Below are 22,227 nucleotides of genomic sequence, written 5' to 3' on the forward strand. Positions count from 1 at the left end.
GAGTTCCATAACACATGTGATGTAGATAGAGATCTAAACAGCTATATACGAAAATAAAGAAAGTAGGAAACTAGATGAGCGCATTCTCAAACTTTCACCCACTATTGCTACTTGTCTACGTTACAGTCGTTTTAGTCACGATGTTCAGCTCGTTTCATCCGATCATCGTGGCGCTGGCCATGATCGGGGGCATTCTGTATTTTCTCATGCTGCACGGAGTCCGGACAGCAACTAAGGACTTGATCTATTACTCTTTTGTTTTTCTACTAATTGCCGTAGCGTATCCAGCAACTGTACATAACGGTTTCACTCCGTTATTTTTCCTCCATGAACACGCGGTAACGCTGGAAGCTGTGACGAAAGGACTCGTCATTGCGGGAGCCGTAGTTGCAACCAGTTTCTGGACGAAGAGTTATTTCGAGATTTTCACGACGAACACACTACTTGCCGTACTGACGAAAGTGTCCGCTAGCCCAAAATTTCTCGTTTCCATGCTGTGGCGATTCATTCCGTTATTCAAAATAAAATGGCGTGAAAACCAAATGGCACAACGCGGAATCGGCTATTACAAAGTAGGGAGCAGAGTGGAAAAATTCCGTCGCGCGTTCGCATTGTGGCGGCAGACGCTCGTCCAGACAGCGGAGTTTAGCATTGTTAAGCCAGATGTCATGAAGGCGCGAGGGTATGGTATCGTGAAAGAGAGAACGCGGTATAAGAAGAGGCGATTCACAAAACGGGACGGAATATTGACGGCCGGACTCGTTCTGTTTCTTCTTTACTACATTGGATACTTCACACAGCACCAGACGCAGTATTATCCAGAAATCAGTGAACAGACACTAGGTGCAGGGCATTACGTCATCATCGGCTTGCTCATGTTATTACCGTTTATCTATGAAGCGAAGGAGAGGATCAAATGGCGATACTTACAGTCGAAAATCTGAACTTCCAGTATGAAGAACAGCATGTGTTGCGAGACGTGAGCTTTTCGATTAAGCGTGGAGAATTCATAACGCTATTCGGTCCTACCGGTTCAGGAAAGTCCACGTTATTGAAAATGATGAAACGGGAAATGCGGCCGAACGGTAAACTTAGCGGCACGGTGTATGTGAACGGCGAAAAAATCGATGAACTGCCCGCGTCAACTACAGCGACAGCTATTGGCTATATAATGCAAAATCCAGAGGAACAAATAGTCATGGAAAAAGTGTGGCAAGAGTTGGCGTTTGGTCTTGAGAATATGGGCATGTCGACGGTAGACATGCAACAAAAAATCGCTGAAGTCGCCAGTTTCTTCGGTATTCACAACTGGTTGCATGTTAGTATCAGTGATCTATCAGGTGGACAGAAACAACTCGTTAATCTAGCGGCGGTGCTTGCAATGGAGCCGGATATTTTATTGCTCGACGAACCAACGTCCCAACTTGATCCCATTGCGGCTTCCGTGTTTCTGACGCTACTTGAAAAAATCAATCGTGAACTCGGCATGACGATTTTAATTGTCGAGCATCGGTTAGAAGAGTTATTACCCGTGTGCGATCGAGTGTTGTTCATGGAAAACGGCTCGCTTCTTTATGACACAACACCGAAAGCAATCGGCAACTCCTTGCTAGAACATCCAATGCTCGACGCACTCACGACAGCGATGCGTGTCTACTATAAGCTCGGCTTCCGTGATGAGACGCCGATTACGGTGCGCGAAGGGATGGATTTCATTCGGCACTATCCATCGGCAATTTTACCGACGGATCCGATGAGAAAAAAGCATCCACCACTCATTACAGTGAAAGATCTGTATTTCCGTTACAATCGAAAAAGTGATAATCTACTCGCGGATATGACGTTTACGGTACATCGAGGCGAAATCTTCACGATTGTCGGGGGAAATGGAGTCGGCAAGTCTTCGTTACTAAGGTTACTCGCCGGACTGCATAAGCCGTATGCAGGTAAAGTATGGATAGACGAAGTCGCACCAAGCAAGTGGAAAGGGAATATCGTCTTATTACCGCAAAACGCACAAGCATTATTCATGTACTCAACGGTGAAAGAAGAGCTAATCCATGCGGTTCCTGTGCAAAAAATGCCGAAAGAACGGAGAGAAACGACGGTATCGAGTATGATGAAACAGTTACATATTGAGCATCTTTCGAAAAGAAATCCATTTGAATTAAGTGGCGGAGAACAGCAGAAGGCCGCGCTTGCAAAATTATTGCTGCTTAAACCGGATATATTATTGCTGGATGAGCCAACTAAAGGAATGGACGTCATGTCGAAAAAAGAAGTGACGGAGTTGATTCGAACGCTTCAAAAACAGAATATCACGACGATTATCGTGACGCATGATATTGAATTTGCAGCAGAAGTATCTACACGTGTTGGCATGTTGTTCGATCAATCACTCATCGCGATCAATCATCCGAAAACCTTTTTCACGTCCAACCGCTTTTACACAACCGCCGCTAGCAAAATCGCACGCGGATTATTCCCATATGCCATCACAGCCGAAGACATCGTAGACGCTGTGAACTTAAACAACAGGAGGAACTAAACAATGAGCAATCCATCAACACACGTACTCAATGAAATGAAAAAAGTAATGAACGGCAAAGACGACGTCATCCAAAACGTATGGATGACGTTTCTAGCTGGAGGACATGTCTTACTAGAAGATTTACCGGGAGTCGGGAAAACGACACTCGCGAAAGCGTTCAGCCGAGTCGTCGGTCTCGATTCGAACCGCATCCAATTTACACCAGATGTCGTCGCATCTGACGTTATAGGATTCACGATGTTCGACAAAGAGAAAAACGAATTCATCTTTAAAGAAGGCGCGGTCATGTGCAATTTATTGCTCGGCGATGAAATTAACCGGACATCTTCGAGAACGCAAGCAGCACTTCTAGAAGCGATGCAAGAGAAACAAGTGACAGTGGACGGTGTGACCTATCCGCTGCCGGCACCGTTTCACGTCATCGCGACGCAAAACCCGTACGGCACAATCGGTACACAACCACTACCAAGCGCACAAATCGACCGTTTCATGACGAAATTGAGCGTAGGATATCCAGATTTTGAAGACCAAGTGGACATGCTGAGAAATCGACAGCAGGCAGATCCGTTATCTTCACTGACACAAATTATCACGAAAAACGAATTGCTCGCACTACAGCACCAAGTACAGAACCTATTCATTGACGATGAAATCTTACGCTACGTCACCGCACTAACTGAGAAAACGAGAAATCATTCGTCGATCCATCAAGGAATCAGCCCGCGTGGCGCACTCGCACTTTGTCAGATGGCGAAAGCACATGCCTTTTTACAACAACGCGATTACGTCATTCCGGAGGATGTCCAGGCTGTGTGGTTGCCGACAAGCCGACACCGCATCGTCATGTCAGGCGTGCCAGGTACTGAATATGAGCAGGATACGCTACTCGAAAAATTACTGCACAGTGTTGCCACGCCCGATCAAGCAATGCTTGCGACATTTTAAGGGCTGATCGTATGATAGGGACACTACTCATTAGCGTCGTGTGGCTGCTGTTTACGCTCGCATTTTTCATCTTCACGACGACGCATTTCGCTCTATTATTCGCAGTCGGTTCGCTTATTGTCTGGCTGTGGCTCGTATTGAGCGTCTATCTCGTCAAAGGAAAAATCCAGTGCGAGATCATCACGGAGAATGAAATCTATAAAAATGAACAAATGAGTTATCAACTGCGCGTACAAAATACGAGTCGCATACCCGTTACATACCTACAAATAGATCTCGTCACCGAGCATCTATTTACAGGCAGACAAGAGAGTCATCAGCACGACTTGTCCATCCGAGCAAAAAGTACGGAAGAATTTTCGTTCGTGATGCCGCGGAACTATATGGGGCAAGTGAATATACGAATCACACAACTGACGATCAAAGACAGTTTCACGTTCTTCCGTTCGATGCAGAAAATGGATACGCAGTCCGAACTATTGATCATGCCGAATCCGTATTTACTAAAACTTCAACACACCGAGCAAAATCAACATGTGCTACAAACGACGGGTATGATCCCGACGAAGAAAATCGGTGGCGAAGAGCTGGTGGAGTTGTCGGTGTATAAACCGGGCGACTCGGTCAAACAAATTCACTGGAAACTATCAAGTAAAGTCGATGATGTACTAGTCAAGCAGTATGAAACGCTGACAGGGAATGCCGTTATGATGACGATCGATTTTACATCGTTCACCAATCGCGTAGCACTCTATGATGAATTCATCGAGACGTTTTCCGCTCTGCTTTATTCCTATGTCGCAGGCGATCACGAAGTCCAGCTTTTAGTGGATCATTCGACAGGTGAGCAGTTGACGATCGACAATGAACGAGGTGCAGCGAACGCCATAAAAGAAGTGTTGACGAGAAGTGTCGCGCAAGTTTCGATGTCAGATGAACAGTGGAAAAAGCTTAGACGAACCTATCCAAACTGTATCGTAATGACGACCAATAGCGCGCGTAGTACCGAATCTCAGACGATCGTGGTCTCGGATCAGAAGGAGGGATCCATCTCATGAAATGGCTAGATGGAGTAGTTGCGTATAGTGTCCTCATAGCGGCATTCCTCGTAATTCGTTCGATGCTGTTTCCTGAGATGAGTAGCGTTCCCGCGCTCATTCTCGTCTTGCTGTGGATGGTCGCGCGTATACTGTGGAAACAGCGTGGCGGCGACATCGTTTTGATTGCGAGCGTAGTTTTTAGTTTGATTTTCCTATTAACGTACATAGACGACGTGAAGCGAACGATCAACGCGTTGTTCATCGCACTCTCAGAACACAAACATATCTATATAGATCTATTATCCGTCAATGAAACGACTTCGCGGCTAAACGGTATGATTCTCGGTCAAATCGCTATGCTAATCGGCAGTGCCATGTATTATGCCATCGCGAATCAAAAACGTTGGATTCCTGTTGCGATGGCTATCGTGATTTGGTCTATACAAATACTTCTCGGCACATCACCCGCATTGATCCTCGATATTTTATTTTTTGCGGTGCTGATTCTGGCGTTGCTGTATATGAATCAACTACCAGTACGGTGGTGGAAACGGATTGCGGTCGTGCCTATTTCATTGGTCGTGCTGATGTTCACTTATACGGTGATCAATCCAAACGGTAATGAAGAATTTACGGGCAGTTTGAAAATGGAAGATACTGTGCGTTATCAAGGCGAGAAGTTACGCTATTTTAAAGGGGAAGAACCTGTGTTGACAGCTGGCAACTTCCAACGGCTTTCCACGTTTACACCGGGCGATTATACTGCGTTAAAAGTCGCGATGGAAAAACCGAGTCCACTGTATTTGAAAGGATTCGTTGGTTCGACTTACACGCCGAGTGGCTGGAAGGAAATCGGTGGAGAAGCGTATAGGGAAGAGAAGTCACTGCTTGAAGCATTACAAAAGGAAAATTTCACCGGTGCAAAACAACTAAGCTTGGCAGCAGAAAGTAGTTTGCCGGATGAGTACGAAGAAGCGAAACTCGTCATTCAAAACGTCGCTGCTTCCAGTCGATATATTTACGCACCGTATGAATTAGCAGAGTTGGATGACAATCTTTTCCGTTCCAAACAAGCTGACGCGCTGCATGCGACAGGGGTTTTCGGCAAACGTACAGTGGAAATGAACTACATGCTGACACCGTACACCGATTATCCGCAAATCGCGAATGCGTTGTATAAAACAAAAGACACCGACTATTTACGTCATGAAAGTCATTATAACCAATATGTCTACAACAACTATCTCGCGGTGCCGCAAGACAGTTGGAATGTATTGCATAATCAAATGGACAAAGGTGTCCTAGATTCAGAAACGCGTTTAACGTACGAACAAACGATTCAGGAAGTGGAACGGTTCCTCGCACAGTCGATGAGTTATAACGAACATGCCGAACCGATAAAAGATCAGGATTTCGTAACGGGAATTCTGGAAGAGTCGAAAGAAGGCTATTCCGTTCACTTTGCGACAGTTGCTACATTGGCATTCAGAATGCTCGACACGCCTGCTCGTTATGCGGAAGGCTATATCGTCGGACTGGATGACGTGAAAGATGTACAGTCATTCAGTGAAATTAACGTCAGCGAGAAAAATGCCCATGCGTGGACAGAAATCTATATCGATAGGGTCGGCTGGGTGCCGATTGAAGTGACACCGGGGTATGCTGAGAAAATGCCGGATATCAATAAACCAGACTATCCAGCACCGGGCGGATCCGATTCACCGGACGAAAATGGCGGAAGCACGGCTGAACCTGAACCGAATGACATGACAGAAGTGCAGGAAGATCAAGACAAGCCAGATGACTTGAAGCAAGTGAATCCAAACACAGTTTTGTGGTTCTGGTTGAATCTGATCGGCGTAGTGATTATGTTCATCCTGTTCGTGCTGTACTTCTTGAGAAAAAGAAAACGTCAACAAAAACTCCAAGTGAAAGATCATCGATTAGCCGTTGTACACCATGTGCAGCTCATGGTACAAATGCTAGAAAAAGAACAAGTCGTCGCGAAGCTGCCTTCATTCGAAACGCTACCTGAAGCAGTTGGCAAAATCGATTCGCAACTTCGGCAGGACTTCGAGGACGGATTGAAAATCTATCAAAAAGCCAAGTACAGTCCGCATGGCGTGACCCATGATGAACGTGCGAAGGTAGAAAAGTTATTTGCGCGCGTATATTCTGCGGTGAAGAAATCGAGAAAAGGATTGAAGAAATTACGATTTATCGTACGTCATCAATAAATAGGGAATTTGAGTAAAGCATCGCATACCGCGGTGCTTTTCTTATTTGAAAATGGATAGAGTAGAAACGGAAAGAACGAGAATGGATCTTAAAAAATGAAAAATCTCTTACAGAGTAGAAGTATATATATAAATAGCAACGAACATATTATGGATAAAAGTAAGCCGGCCGATTTCTCAATAGAATTACATAATTAAGTCATCTAGGAGGAATGAACATACATATACAGGATATCCATCCGCTATCAACCGACAATAAGAAATGGAACGCCATTCAAAACTGTTTAAAAGAAAAGATAAGTATGGTAAATAGATTGACTGCTACGGATATCCAGTTCATTGCGGGCGTCGATGTAGCTTACTGGGAGGATGAAGGAATTGAGTGGGGTGTTTGTAGCATAATCGTCATGGACTATGCGACAAAGGCGGTTATTGAAGAAACACATAGCACCGGAATTGTCGCAGTCCCTTATATACCAGGATATTTGGCATTTCGAGAACTTCCCTTAGTTATTGAAGCGGCCAAAAAGCTTACACATACGCCAGATCTATTTATGTTTGATGGCAATGGCTATTTGCATCCGAGGCATATGGGAATCGCAACTCATGCTTCTTTCTTTCTAAATAAACCAACTATCGGCATCGCCAAAAGTTACTTGAAAATAGCTGATGCCGAATTTGAAATGCCCAAAAATAAGGCGGGCTCTTTTGTAGATATAATCATAAATAACAAGGTATACGGCAGAGTTTTACGGACACATCAAGATGTAAAACCTATATTTGTTTCATGTGGGAACTATATAGACCTACCAACAGCAACTACTATCACTGAGCAATTAATAAATAGTGAAAGTCGATTACCCATACCGGTTAGGCTGGCAGATTTGGCAACAAAGAGAAATAGAAGACAGCTACGGAAAAATGAATGAGATACTTTTATTAAACGAATGAATCAATTTCATAACCCCAACTCCATTTTATAAGACGAACATCATACAATCTAAGAAGTTTCGGCGAACCGCTCTGTAAAATAAGAAAAAGCCATCCCCTCCACAAGTGGAGAGAATGACTTTCCTTCATACATCGCAAAACTACGGATTACAGTTTTACCCAACGTTCCTCTAACCAATTCATAAATTCTGCACCTTTGTCGCCTTCATACGCATCAAATACATCTACACGCATACGTTTTAATTTATCCGCAAAGTCTGCAACAGTATGGTCCTTCGGCAAGCTCTTTTTTACGCGAAGGAAGATTTTGTCTGTGTTTTTGATAATATCAAAACGTGCAGGTGATGGCTTCTCTACGTCCTCGCCAAACGCCGCAAGTGCTTCATAGGCTGCTACTTGCACCTGACGGACAGTATCATGCTGCATACGATTTTTTAATAAATCTATGACTTTGTCATGTTGATAATCCGATAATATTTTGACTGCTTCTAAACGCTCTCGCCAACTGGACGTGTAATTGGCCTGTTTTTTTACTGTTTCATATTGCTCAGGTAATGCTGTTTCAAACTGTTTCAAGTAATTGCACCTCTTTTTTTCACTAAAGGAAGGATGGATTCTTCTTCTGCTTTTCTTATTATACGTTGTCTGGATGAAAATAGCGATGAATTGCCGGTTAGGGTGTATAGGGAAAATGGAAACAGATTACATTAAGGTGAATTGCTTTCCACTTTGATAGAAGTGATAACAATAGATTCAGATTATGTTAATAAATCAACATCTGTTATACCGATTATGTGCAATTATAGGATACAGATCAATTTAAAGACAAGATGTTAATTCTCAAATTTAAAAGGAAAGTTGTTGATTTAATTCAAGATGTCAAGCAACTATACAGCAGTGCTAAAATAAATTTAACCACTTTTTTGGAGGAATGGTTGGAATTAAGTTTCACACCAAAGACTCAAAAAAAATTATACTATTGTCAATAACAAATTAATTTCATTCTAATATTAGCGATTATTATTATGCTAATTATGATAAAGTTACAGTTATGGAGTTTGGAAATGGGAGGTAGAATGATGGCAGCAATAGATGATCTAGTTAATCAAATTTCGGATGTACGTCTTAGAGCAAGATTGTCTGAAGAAGTTGCATATTTAACGAAACAGAAAAAGTTTGGTTTAGTCTTTGAAGAACACTTACCGGAAAAGACCTTATTATACAATTCAGAAATAAAAGTAGGTATGACGGTCTGTTATAAAAATAAGTCTATGGATGATACATATCTTGTAACGGATATAATTGATAATAAGGTCACGCTTAGAGATTTGAAGACAGCTGAGTTATTTTCAGAAGAAAAACAGAAATTAGTTCAAATTCGTAGATTCGGAGAAGCTGTTTTTCCTAAGTTAAAATACATTGATTCAGTGCAACAAGGTTCAAAAGATGTTGCCTGGCATATGCTGATTGAAGCTGATAATTATCATGCGCTTCAACTATTAAATTATATGTATCCTGGAGAAGTCGACTGCATTTATATTGACCCTCCATATAATACAGGAGCAAGGGACTGGAAATATAATAACAGTTTTGTAGATAGTAATGACGAATGGCGACATAGTAAGTGGTTAGCTTTTATGAAACGTCGTTTAGACTTAGCAAAAAAACTTTTGAAGCCCGAAGATTCTGTATTAATTATCGCAATTGACGATAATGAATTGTTTGCTCTTGGTATGTTGCTCGAAGAGCTATTCAAAGGCTCAGAACGTCAAATCATTAATATTACGATAAATCCAAAAGGGAAAGCTCGAGATCAACGACTTTCACAAGTGGATGAATATCTTTTGGTGGTATACTTTGGGAATGCCGGTGCTCAAGAAATGATAGATGGGGGAGAGCTGGAGGAGATAAGATGGCCTTATCTGAGAAGAAGTGAAGCCTCATCTGTTCGTTCCTCTCGAAAAAATCAATTTTATCCGATCTATGTTGAAGATGAAACAAAAAAAATCTTAAAAATTGGTGAACCGATAACAACCGAAGTAGATAGAAATAATGTCCCGCAAATTAAAGGATGTACGGCTGTGTTTCCTGTGAATCCAGAAGGTATAGAAATGATTTGGGGGTTAACTGGATCGAGCCTTCAATTAGCAGTAGATAAAGATTATGTTCAGGTTAACTTAAATAAAAATAATAAATATCAACCATATACAATAAAATACGTAACGGCTCCTTCAATAGAGAAGGTAGAAAATGGAGATTATAGTGTTGTGGGGCGAAGAGATGATGGTTCAAAAATTGTCGTTAGTACCCAAAGTTCATCTAAGAGAAAAACAACTGTCTGGAGGAAAAATCTATACGATGCTAATAAGTATGGTACACAGATTGTCAGCTCGATTATTAAGAATAAACAATTTCCTTTTCCAAAATCTTTATATGCTGTTCATGACACACTCAAATCCTTTTTGAGTAATAAGAAGGATGCTTTTGTAGTTGATTTCTTTGCAGGAAGTGGGACAACTTTACATGCATTAAACTTATTAAATTTAGAAGATGGCGGTAACAGAAGAGGAATTTTAATAACTAACAATGAAGTTTCTTTGAGCGAGGAGGCCGACTTGCTAGGAAAAGGGTACTTGCCAGGTGATGATGTATGGGAGAACAATGGCATATGTCGTTCCGTGACTTGGCCACGTGTGAAACACTCAATATTAGGTATAGATACTGACGGAGTCCCAATTAATGGTGAGTATTATCTTGATAAGTATCAAATGAAGAGTAAGAAAAGAACGTGTAAGCAAATTGATTATATATCGCCTTCCAAGGTTACGACTGTAGCACAGAAAAAAAAGATTATTTCTCTATTAGGCACTCAAAGAATTCCAAGCACTAAACTCTTAAGCTCGGGCGCTTTTGCAATAGACGATGAAAAGCCTACAGCAATTCTATTTGATTTGTCGTTTGTGGAAGAATGGTATCAAGAGCTAGAGGGTAAAGATAATGTCACTGAATTGCTAATTGTCACTGAAGACAAGTCGGCTTATAAAAGAATCTCTGAGAAAAGCATTGAAATTCTTGGTACCAAAGATTCTTACTCTCAAGAAGAAAGAGCAATGGCAGAGGGTTTTAAATCGAACTGTGAGTACTTTTTATTAGACTTTGTAAACAAGGATGATGTCGAGCTAGGAAATGAATTAGAGAGTATTCTTCCTATTTTATGGGCTAAGTCAGGTTGTGTCGGAATGCGCCCAGGAAATGTTGAAGACGTTGATTTTATCTTCCCAAACGAAAGCAATTTCTCAGTTCTAATTAATGAATATGCATTTGCTAAGTTTAAAGAAAAAATGAAAAGTCACGTTGGTATTGAATATGTATATATAGTTACGAACTCAAATGATGCTTTTTCAGAAATGGCATCAGAATTTTCGGGTGTCAATAGTTATCAACTTTATAAAGATTACTTACATAATTTCATGATGCAAGGAGTGTAAAATAATGAGGACGGAATTGTTTCCATTTCAAGAAGAAGCACTGATTAGCCTTCACAAAAATATTGAATTGGCGCAATCAACCAAAGAGCAGTTTGGTAAAAATTCAATAATCTCATTTTCTTCTCCAACTGGCTCGGGAAAAACAATTGTAATTACAAAGTTGTTTGAAGAAGTATTGTTCGGTTCGGAAGTAAATGAAGGCAATAAAAATTCAATGTTTTTGTGGCTATCTGATTCACCAGAGCTAAATAAACAAACGCAAAGCAAAATTGAGGCTCAATCAAATATGATAAATGTAAGCCAAATAATACAAGTTGATCAGGCGTTTGATAAAGAATTTTTTGAATTTGGTCATATCTACTTCTTAAATACACAAAAGTTAGGATTGGATAAGAAACTTACTTCAAATACAGAAGAACGAGAATATACAATTTGGGATACGATTGAAAATACAGCTAGACAGTATCCAACAAATTTTTATTTAGTTATCGATGAAGCTCATAAAGGTACTGTGTATAATGCTAATTCAGAAAAAAAAGCACAGTCAATTATGCAGAAGTTTTTGTTAGGTAGTGCAGAAGATAAGTTATCCCCTGTGCCACTAACAATTGGGGTTACTGCAACACCCGAGAAATTTATGCAACTTATTGAACAAAGTGAATCACTTGCATTAAAGGTAATGATCAAGCCAGAGGATGTTCGAGACTCAGGATTAATAAAAGACCGAATAAAAATAGCCTATCCTGCTTTAGCAATCGATAATAAGGTGACGATGCTAAATGATGCATTAACTGATTGGGCCAATAAAGGTAGGCAATGGAAATCATATTTTGAAAATGACCAGGATGACACTTGGGTTAAACCTATCATGGTTATTCAAGTTGCTGATGGTTCTAAGGATAATATTTCTAAAACAGATTTAGCTTTAATCATTGCTACCATTGAAAAATATCTTGGTAGGGATTTAAACGATGGCGAACTGATTCAAACTTTTGATTTGAAATCATCTATTGAAATAGGCGGTAAGGTCATCCCATATGTGGAGCCGTATAGAATACAAGATGATGAGAATATCCGATTTGTTCTATTTAAAATGAATCTATCTACGGGATGGGATTGTCCTAGAGCTGAGACAATGATTTCCTATCGTACGGCAAACGATGCTACTTATATTGCTCAGCTACTTGGTCGTATGGTGCGAACACCGCTTGCTCGGAGAATCAATACCAATTCTGAATTGAACTCCGTTTCATTGTTCCTTCCTGGATACGATCAAGAAACGGTTAATAGAGTTGTTATTTCTCTTCAAGAAAGCGATGCTCTTGTTCCCGATGAAACAGGGACAGAAAGAACGCTCGTTGATTATGTAAAAAATACCGAATTTGAAGAATTATTCTCCGAGCTTAATCTTATAACTACTTATGAAGTTCCAAGGAAAAGTTCGCTTTCAGTCTTAAAGCAGTATTCTAGATTATCCAGGTTATTGACCATGAACCAGATTGATATGGAAGCTCAGAAAAATGCGTACGATGCAATTGTTACAATAATGCGAGAATTAATTGGAGAAATGAAAACTGACGGTGAATTTGATTTAATCCGACAAACAATTGAAAGTATTGGTATCAATCAAATCGAATTTAATGTGAGAGATAATGTGGTAGAAACAACAAGTCAGTATTCCTTAACAGCGGATATAGTTGATATATCGATTGCATTTGATAAACTTAAGAGTTTATTTGATGGTTTAAATGTTTTGTATTGGTCTAAATACAGTAAAGTTGAAAAAAATTACAGTCAACTTAAACTCGAAGTGCTTATTCTATCTAAATCTGAAAAGCAGATGAAAAAATTGTTTACTTTCTGTGAAAATCAATTTAATGATTTATATGAAACATGGAAGTTTGATATTGCCAATCAAACAGAAGATATAGGGTCTGAGTTTAAGCGGCTTCTTTCGCAAGTGGAAAATCCAATCGATAAACCGTTTTATCTTCCTGAGGTTGTTGGGTATACCATAAGTGAAAAATCGATTGAAATTGAGAAGCATATTTATGTTGATAAGCAAAGTGAATTTAAAATTGACCTTAATGGTTGGGAAAAAGATATTGTAAAAACTATGCTTGAAAAAGCTGATGTGTATGCATGGTTAAGAAATCCGGACAGAAAATATTGGTCAATGTGTATTCCTTATGAAGATGGTGGGAAAAACGTTCCAATGTTCCCAGACTTTATCTTTATTCGTAAACAGCACGATAAGTATGTATTTGATTTACTTGACCCACATGATTCGAGTAAAAATGATAATGTGCCAAAAGTTAAAGGTCTAGCTCGTTATGCTGAGAAGTATTGGGCTTTGTTCCCGAGAATTGGACTGATTAGAAGACAAAAAGGAAAAGACAAGCAGGAACGCTATTATTTATTAAACGTGTCCAACACAATTGTTAGAAAAAAAGTATTGAAAATAACAACTGACGCACAGTTAGATGATTTGTTTATAGAATATGGCGAATCATTGTAATGTACTTAATGCAACTCTACTACATCCCAGTTCTATGAGAACGATTACTTATGAACAGATCTTGCCCGCAACTTAACTTTTATCAAACGTAGTCAAAAGCGTGGTCAAGCATTTGCAATAGCAGCTATAAACCCTTATAATCATTGGTATTATAACGCTTTCTTGATAGAGGGATTCGACTCCCACCGTCTCCACATACTTACTGGAAAACAAAACTAAAGAAGTATGACTACCTTAGAACGGGAATTCATACTTCTAGTTTATCGAGAAATTTATTTCAGCCGATCACTTTCCTATGTGAAGATAATAAAGTCAATATCGGAAAGTACAACATCTCGCCTGTGAAGTATGAGCAGATTGTCAATGTTACGAAGGAGCCGAATTATTAAGTAGAGTAAATGACATTGAAGTCGACCTACTCACTTTGACAGCTTTTTCTTCATAAACGGTTCCACCCATTTCAGAACAATGAGTGGAACCGTTTTTTCTTGAATCCTATAACAATCCATTATTTTCTATTCAAATGCCAAAAAATCATGACATATAATATTACTTTTTTCGGAAACATTAACCAAACTTTACATTAATCCAATCAAAAGATAAATGGCAGTTCCCCAAATAAACAAGGCCGAGCACTTGTTTAGTATATTCATCAAGTTTCCTGTTGTGTCCAGCTTTTTTAACACTGAACCTGCAATCATTAATCCGAAAAACCAACCCCAAGCTACTGCAATACAACCGATTGTGAAATATACTTGTTCCTCTCCCACATATTTTAACGCGCTGGTCCCGATTACTCCTACTGTATCTAAAATGGCATGAGGATTTAATAAAGAAACGGATAAAGCAAACATGATTTGCTGACGGATGGGTAACGCGTTATTCGATTCATTCGCTTTTGGTTTTGTATTCCAAATGGATAGCCCCATATACAGTAAAAACAATACTCCTACGAGGACTAAGCTAAATCGTAGCCATTCAAATTGCAATACAATGGTAGATAGTCCAAATACGGCCAAAATGATTAAAAAAGTATCGCATAGTGCGGCTGTAATAGTCGCCGGAAATGCTTGAAGAACTCTCGGCTGTGTAGCGCCTTGTGAAAACACAAATACATTCTGAATTCCTAATGGTAAAATTAAGCCAAATGCCAAAATAATACCATGAATTGCAGCCTCCATAAACTTCACTTCCTATCAAATTCTATTCTACTATTGTAAACTAAAAGAAAACCGCAATCGTATAGTTTTCTATCCACACAATTTATGCCTGATCCCCTGAAAGGAGAGAGTACATGAATCCAGGTGAACTACTATACTTTTTTGCAATGGGGTTTGTCATAGTAATGGTAAGTGTAGTTCTTTGGCTTATTTTCAGAAAAAGAAAAAAGCTAGCCATCACGTTATCTAGCACACTTATCATAGGGTATATAGGATATATTCTCTACTATCCTACTTTGAAAACGAATCATCATGCAGAAGCATATAAGACAGTTAGTAAGTATCTGGAAAAAAGCTATCCGGATAGGGAGTTCAGAATTGCCCCAAAACATTATGAGGCAGGATATGTGGTTGGTGATTTTCAAGTACATGATATAGAAACACCTAAGTTTGGTGTGATGTTGCGTGTTGGTAAAGACGATCAAGTAACACAAATTGGCAGTTGGTCAGATAACGAGTATCCGACACCACAAGAACTTTGGCGAGAAATCGAATTTACGTATGGTGAGGCGTATACGTTAGATAAGGAAAGTATAGACATCGTTAAGCAAGATGAATGGTTGGATGGTCAGCTCATAGCCTTTGCGTTAACGATCAATGACATACCTGCCATTGCACTCTTTAATCACTCAAAAGAAGGGTATGGGTTATTAGAATTACGAGTAGGTGAGCGTGGCAATTTCGTTGCTATTGAAAAAGAGGGTTTTATATTTGTTTATACAGATGAACAGTATCAAGGAAAAACAGTCTCAACCAATTTGGAAAATGGTAAAGAATTCATTGTGAATGTTGATCAGCAAAAAGGGCGATTAATCGTCGAGAAACAGCAGTAATTTGTGGTGCCAGGTCGCGCAATAAATGAAATGGAGTGTGAAGTATGGAAACAGAAAAACGAATGGAATTGGTTAACGTGATTGTGGAAGAAGTAAGACCATTATTACAAGGTAGTGAATCAAAAAAATTAGTCGACTATGGGAGTGGTTCTGGTCTAGTTAGTTTAGAACTAACGGACTTAGTAGATTCGATATTGCTGGTGGATTCTTCAAAACAAGCATTACAGGATGCAACAGATAAAATTATGGCAAGAGGCATTACGAACTGTGAAGTACTGTATTCAGATTTTACGGAAGACATGCCTGAACTAAAGGCAGATATCGTGTTACTATCTTTGGTTCTTCTTCATATTCCCGATACTAAATTAATTTTGCAAAAACTGTTTAGTATCTTACCTACTGATGGCCAGCTAATTATTGTTGATTTTGATAAAAATGATCAAGTCAATCATCCGAAAATTCATAGCGGGTTTTCGCATAATGAACTAAAAAGCATACTAGCCGAAGTCGGATTTACGCCAACTACATGTATGACCTTCTATCATGGGAAACAGATTTTTGCGAATCAAGATGCATCGATGTTTATAGCCACTAGTAGAAAGTGAAATTCTATATAAACCTGCTCGATTGCGTATACCATGCAATCGAGCAGGTTTAAAAACATGATGTAATGTAATATCAAAATAAGAAAGAGAAATTACAAATGTTGGTTAGGAGTGGTTTATATAATTAGGAGGAATCTGAAAGGGATATTTATGTCATTATTAACCAATCCACTATTCATAATTGTATATTGGATTTTTTGTTATGAATTAGCTTTACTCTGTATGTATGGAAGAATAAATCATACTGTTTCTATTTTATTCGTATCTACAATATTTTTAATCTCTATCATTACATTTTCTATAATGAAAATGATGAAAGGTAAGGAACTTGAACCCAAAAGTTTGATTAATATGAAGGCATGGAAGTATGTTTCTATTGTAATGTTCATGATCATTACAGTATTTTATGGAGTGAAGATTTATAAAAGTGCAACTAATTTCGGAGGCGAACTTGCTTGGTTTATTGATAGATTAAAAAATGAAGCTTCAGTCGAGTTTGAACATAACAACATATATATGGATGGAGTAGAAGGGATTTTTAAAGATATAAATAAAGAATATGCTTTGCCGAAGAAATTATATATGGAAAGTGATTTTCATCTTGAATTTAATCAGGAAGGAACCATCACATCATTTGATACTTTTGTTTATGGGAAAAATGCTGATGGGGAAGAGGAAAGTTACCTAATCACTTATGATCAAAATAAGACGTCTACTATTACTGTAAGATTAAACGGGCATCTAAATACCGATTATGATGAGGAAAAGCTAGTGGAACCTCTAATTAGAACGGTTAAGGTTATTCCAATTAAGCAGACAGTGGGTATGTGGAATGAACATACGTACGGGTTAGTTTATTACTGGAAAAGAAATTGGGGCTATAATACAGAAGGGATTATTAACATGGATGAGAATGGCATGAAGCAGACTCCTACAAAAACTACATCTGAAATAATTGGCTATACGGTATCTATTTTTGTTCCTGGAAAAGAGAAGGAGATAATACCTGCTAGATATAATTTGCTTGGTGAACCGGAATGGAGTCAGTCAAATACGACTCAATATCAAGATGAGTTTGAAGGTAATCGGCAAGAGATACCTAATACTGATGAACAGTTTTATCTTTCAAAAGAAGTAGGATATAGATTAGATGTTATGGATAAAGCATTAGGAAGTACTTTTTATTCACTCAGAAAGACCATTGACGGTGGTGAAAATTGGGTAGTTATCAATCAAAATCCATTCAATGGAACAGTCGGTAGTGCAGCAGGAATAACTTTTATTAATGAGGAACTTGGATTTTTAAGGGCAGCAAGACCTTCTGGTACTGAAGGAGTATTATACCGTACAAATGATGGAGGGATATCCTTCGAAGAGGTAAGTTACGCCATGCAGGAAATGAAGTTAGATAGTGGACAATCTATAAATCCATTTGATTTTCCAGGTCTGCCCTTTGAGAAAGATGGAGTTCTTAATATGTTAGTTGGGCAAGGTTCAGATGGTGATTATAATGGGAATAGTAGTGGACTTTATCAATCAAATGATAATGGTGAAACCTGGGAATATATAAAAGAGGTTGAGAGTAAATAGGCTTATAAAGTGGATATTTATAATTCAGAAATATAGTAAAATGGGTGGTCCTTTTAGTGTCTACGGTAATACATCAATCGATAATACTAATAGTTTCGAGGAACCACACCGTAAGTTAAAAAAGCCATTCTCTCCACAAGCGGAGAGAATGGTGATCCTTCATACATCGCAAAACTACGGGTTACAGCTTTGCCCAATGTTCCTCTAACCAGTTCATAAATTCTACGCCTTAAGCATACGATCTTTAAATAAATTTATGACTTTTTCATGTTCATAATCTGATAGTATTCTGACTGCTTCCAAACGCTCACGCCAGCTAGGGGAATATTTTCCTGTTTTTTAATGTTTCATATTGCTCAGGAAATATTGTTTCAAACTTTTCATCGTAATTGCACCTCTTTTTTAACAAATGAAAAAATAAATTCTCCTGCTTCTATCATTAGACGTTGTCTGGGTGAATGGCTAGTAAGGATATACAAAGAAAATAGAAAACAAATTAATGAAGTATGATTCTCCTAGGGTGAGAATACATACTTCTTTTTCGTCGAGATTTACGCCTCGGCCGACCACTATCAAAGAGGATTCTATGTATAAAAGGTAATACCCTAACTTTGAAAGTTTTCTCCATTTTCTCCGTCTGTGCACTGTCAAACACGTACGGCAACCTGCCTAGAACGGAGTTAGCATAGAATAGAAGGGGAGAGATAAAAAAATCATGACAACGTTCGGTTCATTGCTGATTGTGTATAGCTTGACGTTATCACAAGCGTGGCAGCGGGCAGTGGGTGAAGGATGTGTGATGCGACGATGAAGCATTCTACACAAGCGGTAAATGAGCTGGTAGAGTGTAATATTATCACTATTTCATACAATTTTTTCAAATTATCGATGGTACGGAAAAAGATTGAATGGGACAACCATTTTCATTCAACAAAATAAGGTGAGTTTATATCTGCATGTCAACGAACATATTGTCATCATGGCTGCAGCAACTGCAAATGTTTACACAGTGGGTACTCTACGAAAGAATGATGATTAGACGAAAACCGCCTTAGTTGACTGCCAACGGAATCTTATGATAGACAATCATTTAAAAACACTAGAGTGAGTTAAGCGAGGAAGAAGCATATCTTCCTACAGAAGAGTTTTATTGAAAACAAAGTTAGTGATTTACAACTTGGTCTTAAAATAATAGCAATTAATTAGTTGAGTTAGACAATGGAGAGTAAATTACATACAGCAATTTCATCATGTTGGAGGAATGAAAATATACATTTAGGATGTTCATACGCTATCAGTCGACACTAACAAATGGAATGCAATTCAAACGCGTTTAAAAGAAAAGGTAGTATGGACAACAGAATGACTACTACTAATATTAGGTTCATTGCAGGTGTGAATGTTGCTTACTGGGGAGATGAAGGAATTGAATGGGGTGATTGTAGCATAATCTGTGACGATTATGCTACAAAGGTGGTTATTGAGGAAATCAATAGCATCGAAATTATCGCAGTCCCTTATTTACCAGGATATTTGGCATTTCGGGAACTTCCCCTAGTTATTGGCGCGGCCAAAAAGCTTACACACGCGCCGGATCTTTTTATGTTTGATGGCGATGGCTATTCGCATCCAAGGCATATGGGAATCGTAACACATGCTTCATTCTTTCTGAATAAACCGACTATCGACATCGCTAAATGTTACTTGAAGATAGCTGATGCTGAATTTGATATGCCTGAAAATAGGGTAGGTTCTTATGTAGATATGATCATAAATAAGGAGCTATACGGCAGAGTTTTACGAACACATAAAGACTTCAAACCTATATTCGTTTCATGTGGGAACTATATAGACTTACCAACAGCAACAACTATTACTGAGGAATTAATAAATGGTAAATGTCGATTACCCATACCAGTAAGACTGGCGGTTTTGCAACAAAGAGAAATAGAAGTCAGTTACGGAACAAGAAATCTTGAATTAGTATCTGGTTACGAAATTTTGCGTCATAAATCTTAATTAAAATGCGTTATAAAGAACGCTACGTTAGGTGGGGTGAGAGACCGAGTGCTAATCGCTCCCTCCTGCTCAATTAATGTTTCATCTGGTTAGTGGGTCTCATGCCCGTATTCACCGGCACAAAACTCCGCACTAGTGGCTCATTCTGTCCGTAATACTCAGCAATCACCAAAAGAACTTAAAGACAATCCAAATTATTGAAATCCGCTACATTAATTTTATCACCCAAACACCCATTACAAAAATAAAATCAATTACTTGAGAAAGATTTGAAATACTTTCTGGAAATAAAAATGACATTCCCAATTAGTTCAGGAATATCATTTTTATTTTATTGAAATTAGTTTAATTAGCCATTAATTTTTTTCATTTTGTAAAAAGATCATTTTAGCCATGTACCAACTGGGGCAATTATAACATTATTTTCTTCAAGTTTTGATTTTACACATCTAACGATTTCAAGTGCCCCTTGGGTATCACCGTGAACACAAATACTGTCCGCACTCATATCTATAACATTGCCGTCGATTGTAGTAACGTTACCTTCTAAAACCATTTGTAAAACCTGTTCAGCGGCTTTTTCTGGATCCTTAATGACTGCGCCTTCCAGTTTGCGGGAAACAAGCGTACCGTCATTTGTATACGTGCGATCCGCAAATACCTCGTGAACAACGGCAATACCTTTTTCGACAGCTAGTTTATGAATAACTGTATTTGCAATAACAAACAATTTTGTGTTAGGTACTATGTGTAATATTGCATCTGTGACAGCATCTGCTACTGTATGGTTTACATAAGACATATTACCCATACTTCCATGTGACTTAACATGTTGTATTTCTACACCATGTTTTTTGCAAAACGCCTGTAATGCACCAATTTGATAAATAATGTAATTGACTAGATCATCTTTAGCGATATCAATATCACGACGGCCAAATCCCAGTAAATCAGGGTAACCCATGTGAACACCAATACCTACACCTTTTTGTTTTGCCATTTTAACAGTTTTATCCATTACATTTGGGTCTCCTGCGTGAAAACCACAAGCAATATTAGCAGATGAAATTAGTTCAATAACTTCTTCGTCATTTCCTAAATTATAAGCGCCAAAACTTTCGCCCATATCACAGTTTAAATCAATGTATTTCATCATTATCTTCCTTTCTACTAATCTTTTCATTAAATTGAATGCCAATTAGTTAACGAAATAAAAACCAATATAGTAAATTTGCACAAATTTCTACGTTGCAAAATAAAGCAAAAGACATGTCTAAAAGCATGAATAGGTTAACTCAGCTTCCTTACATACTTGTATTAAAAACATTTTTAAAACACTGTGTTTAGAAATTATAACTGGACATTTTCGCAGAACTACAAAGTTTGTATAGCCATTAAATTAAGTTGTTTTATTCGGTAGGGAAGTTGAGTGATATTAGTTAATCGAACATTAATGGTCTTGCTACTTTTGAATAAGTTCCACCATCTACACGTAAAGAATGCCCACTAATATAAGAGGCTTCATCACTTACTAAAAACAAACATGCATGAGCAATATCATCAGCAGTTGCTATTCTTCCTAATGGTTGATAGTCAAGCGTTTGCTTCCATGCCTCTTCAGGATCTGGTAAATTGTTCATCGTCTCATACAACATTGGTGTATCAACTGTACTTGGTAATACTGCATTAACACGAATATTATCCTTACCACAATCAAGTGACATCTGACGAGTTAAAGCTGTCATACCACCTTTTGAAGCTGCATAGGCAGCAAAGCGAGTGATCGTTTTATCGGCGTGCCAAGAAGCAACGTTAACAATCGCCCCACGTTCTCTTAATCTCATTTCGGGAACTGCATATTTTGAACATAAAAATGCGCCAGTTAAATTAACGCCAAGGACCTTTTGCCATTCATCTAATGATGTCTCCTCTGCAGACTTTCTAATCGATACTGCAGCATTATTAACTAAAACATCTATACCACCAAATGCATTTAATGTTCTATTCATTAGATTAATGACACTTTCTTCATTAGAAACATCTGTTTTAACAAAAATTGCATCAATTCCTTCTGCCAACAAACCTTCAAGTGCTGCATTTCCGGTATCTTCATTAACGTCAGCAATAACAATTTTTGAACCTTCTTTACCAAACATTTGAGCTATTGCTTCACCAATTCCACGGCTACCCCCAGTGATTATTGACACTTTATCTTCTAGTCGCATTAATT

16 protein-coding genes are annotated in these 22,227 nt (G+C 38.6%); 12 read left to right on the forward strand and 4 right to left on the reverse strand.

All coding sequences use genetic code 11. The features are described 5' to 3' along the window. Positions 1-74: 74 nt before the first annotated feature. From CSV77_RS07560 to CSV77_RS07585, 6 genes are all read left to right on the forward strand, one after another. Positions 75-944 (forward strand): energy-coupling factor transporter transmembrane component T, encoded by an 870-nt coding sequence (locus tag CSV77_RS07560; protein WP_099672936.1) that lies wholly within the window; start codon positions 75-77, stop codon positions 942-944. After that, positions 917-2,548, forward strand: a complete 1,632-nt coding sequence (locus CSV77_RS07565; protein WP_099672937.1) for an ABC transporter ATP-binding protein — start codon at positions 917-919, stop codon at positions 2,546-2,548. The genes CSV77_RS07560 and CSV77_RS07565 overlap by 28 nt, the downstream gene beginning before the upstream one ends. A 3-nt stretch (positions 2,549-2,551) precedes the next feature. Further along, positions 2,552-3,496 (forward strand): AAA family ATPase, encoded by a 945-nt coding sequence (locus CSV77_RS07570; RefSeq protein ID WP_099672938.1) that lies wholly within the window; start codon positions 2,552-2,554, stop codon positions 3,494-3,496. 11 nt (positions 3,497-3,507) lie between these two features. Beyond that, the gene (locus tag CSV77_RS07575; protein ID WP_099672939.1) at positions 3,508-4,554 is read left to right on the forward strand and encodes a DUF58 domain-containing protein; all 1,047 of its coding nucleotides are present in this window, start codon (positions 3,508-3,510) and stop codon (positions 4,552-4,554) included. Further along, a complete protein-coding gene (locus CSV77_RS07580) occupies positions 4,551-6,773 on the forward strand; it encodes a transglutaminase-like domain-containing protein (RefSeq protein WP_099672940.1) in 2,223 nt (740 codons plus the stop codon). Before CSV77_RS07575 ends, CSV77_RS07580 begins: the two co-directional genes overlap by 4 nt. 212 nt (positions 6,774-6,985) lie before the next feature. Further along, positions 6,986-7,702: an endonuclease V gene (locus tag CSV77_RS07585; RefSeq protein ID WP_099672941.1), complete on the forward strand. Its 717-nt coding sequence runs from the start codon at positions 6,986-6,988 to the stop codon at positions 7,700-7,702. Between the two features lie 169 nt (positions 7,703-7,871). Here CSV77_RS07585 and CSV77_RS07590 read toward each other — a convergent pair whose 3' ends face one another. After that, positions 7,872-8,300, reverse strand: a complete 429-nt coding sequence (locus CSV77_RS07590) for a HEAT repeat domain-containing protein (RefSeq protein ID WP_099672942.1) — start codon at positions 8,298-8,300, stop codon at positions 7,872-7,874. Positions 8,301-8,803: 503 nt separating this feature from the next. Here CSV77_RS07590 and CSV77_RS07595 point away from each other — a divergent pair. After that, positions 8,804-11,212, forward strand: a complete 2,409-nt coding sequence (locus CSV77_RS07595) for a site-specific DNA-methyltransferase (protein WP_158232042.1) — start codon at positions 8,804-8,806, stop codon at positions 11,210-11,212. 4 nt (positions 11,213-11,216) lie between these two features. After that, positions 11,217-13,730: a DEAD/DEAH box helicase gene (locus tag CSV77_RS07600; RefSeq protein ID WP_099672944.1), complete on the forward strand. Its 2,514-nt coding sequence runs from the start codon at positions 11,217-11,219 to the stop codon at positions 13,728-13,730. A gap of 578 nt (positions 13,731-14,308) precedes the next feature. Here CSV77_RS07600 and CSV77_RS07605 read toward each other — a convergent pair. After that, positions 14,309-14,911, reverse strand: a complete 603-nt coding sequence (locus CSV77_RS07605; protein ID WP_099672945.1) for a LysE/ArgO family amino acid transporter — start codon at positions 14,909-14,911, stop codon at positions 14,309-14,311. A gap of 113 nt (positions 14,912-15,024) precedes the next feature. Between CSV77_RS07605 and CSV77_RS07610 the strand changes: the two genes are divergently transcribed. The 4 genes from CSV77_RS07610 to CSV77_RS07630 all read left to right on the forward strand — a co-directional run bounded on the left by CSV77_RS07610 (position 15,025) and on the right by CSV77_RS07630 (position 19,997). Continuing rightward, the gene (locus CSV77_RS07610; RefSeq protein WP_199203719.1) at positions 15,025-15,783 is read left to right on the forward strand and encodes a hypothetical protein; all 759 of its coding nucleotides are present in this window, start codon (positions 15,025-15,027) and stop codon (positions 15,781-15,783) included. Between the two features lie 44 nt (positions 15,784-15,827). Beyond that, complete coding sequence (locus CSV77_RS07615; RefSeq protein WP_099672946.1) at positions 15,828-16,388, forward strand: class I SAM-dependent methyltransferase; 561 nt, start codon at positions 15,828-15,830, stop codon at positions 16,386-16,388. Positions 16,389-16,538: 150 nt separating this feature from the next. Then, on the forward strand, positions 16,539-17,978 hold the full coding sequence (locus tag CSV77_RS07620) for a WD40/YVTN/BNR-like repeat-containing protein (RefSeq protein ID WP_199203720.1): 1,440 nt from the start codon (positions 16,539-16,541) through the stop codon (positions 17,976-17,978). Positions 17,979-19,328: 1,350 nt separating this feature from the next. After that, a complete protein-coding gene (locus tag CSV77_RS07630; RefSeq protein WP_233212190.1) occupies positions 19,329-19,997 on the forward strand; it encodes an endonuclease V in 669 nt (222 codons plus the stop codon). A gap of 382 nt (positions 19,998-20,379) precedes the next feature. Here CSV77_RS07630 and CSV77_RS07635 read toward each other — a convergent pair whose 3' ends face one another. Continuing rightward, positions 20,380-21,150 (reverse strand): LamB/YcsF family protein, encoded by a 771-nt coding sequence (locus CSV77_RS07635; RefSeq protein ID WP_099672948.1) that lies wholly within the window; start codon positions 21,148-21,150, stop codon positions 20,380-20,382. A 286-nt stretch (positions 21,151-21,436) separates the two neighbouring features. Next, positions 21,437-22,222, reverse strand: coding sequence for an SDR family NAD(P)-dependent oxidoreductase (locus CSV77_RS07640; RefSeq protein WP_099672949.1), 786 nt, complete (start codon positions 22,220-22,222; stop codon positions 21,437-21,439). Positions 22,223-22,227: the final 5 nt, after the last annotated feature.

Origin of the sequence: Sporosarcina sp. P16b (assembly GCF_002743065.1) — a bacterium.
Classification (GTDB): Bacteria; Bacillota; Bacilli; order Bacillales_A; family Planococcaceae; genus Sporosarcina.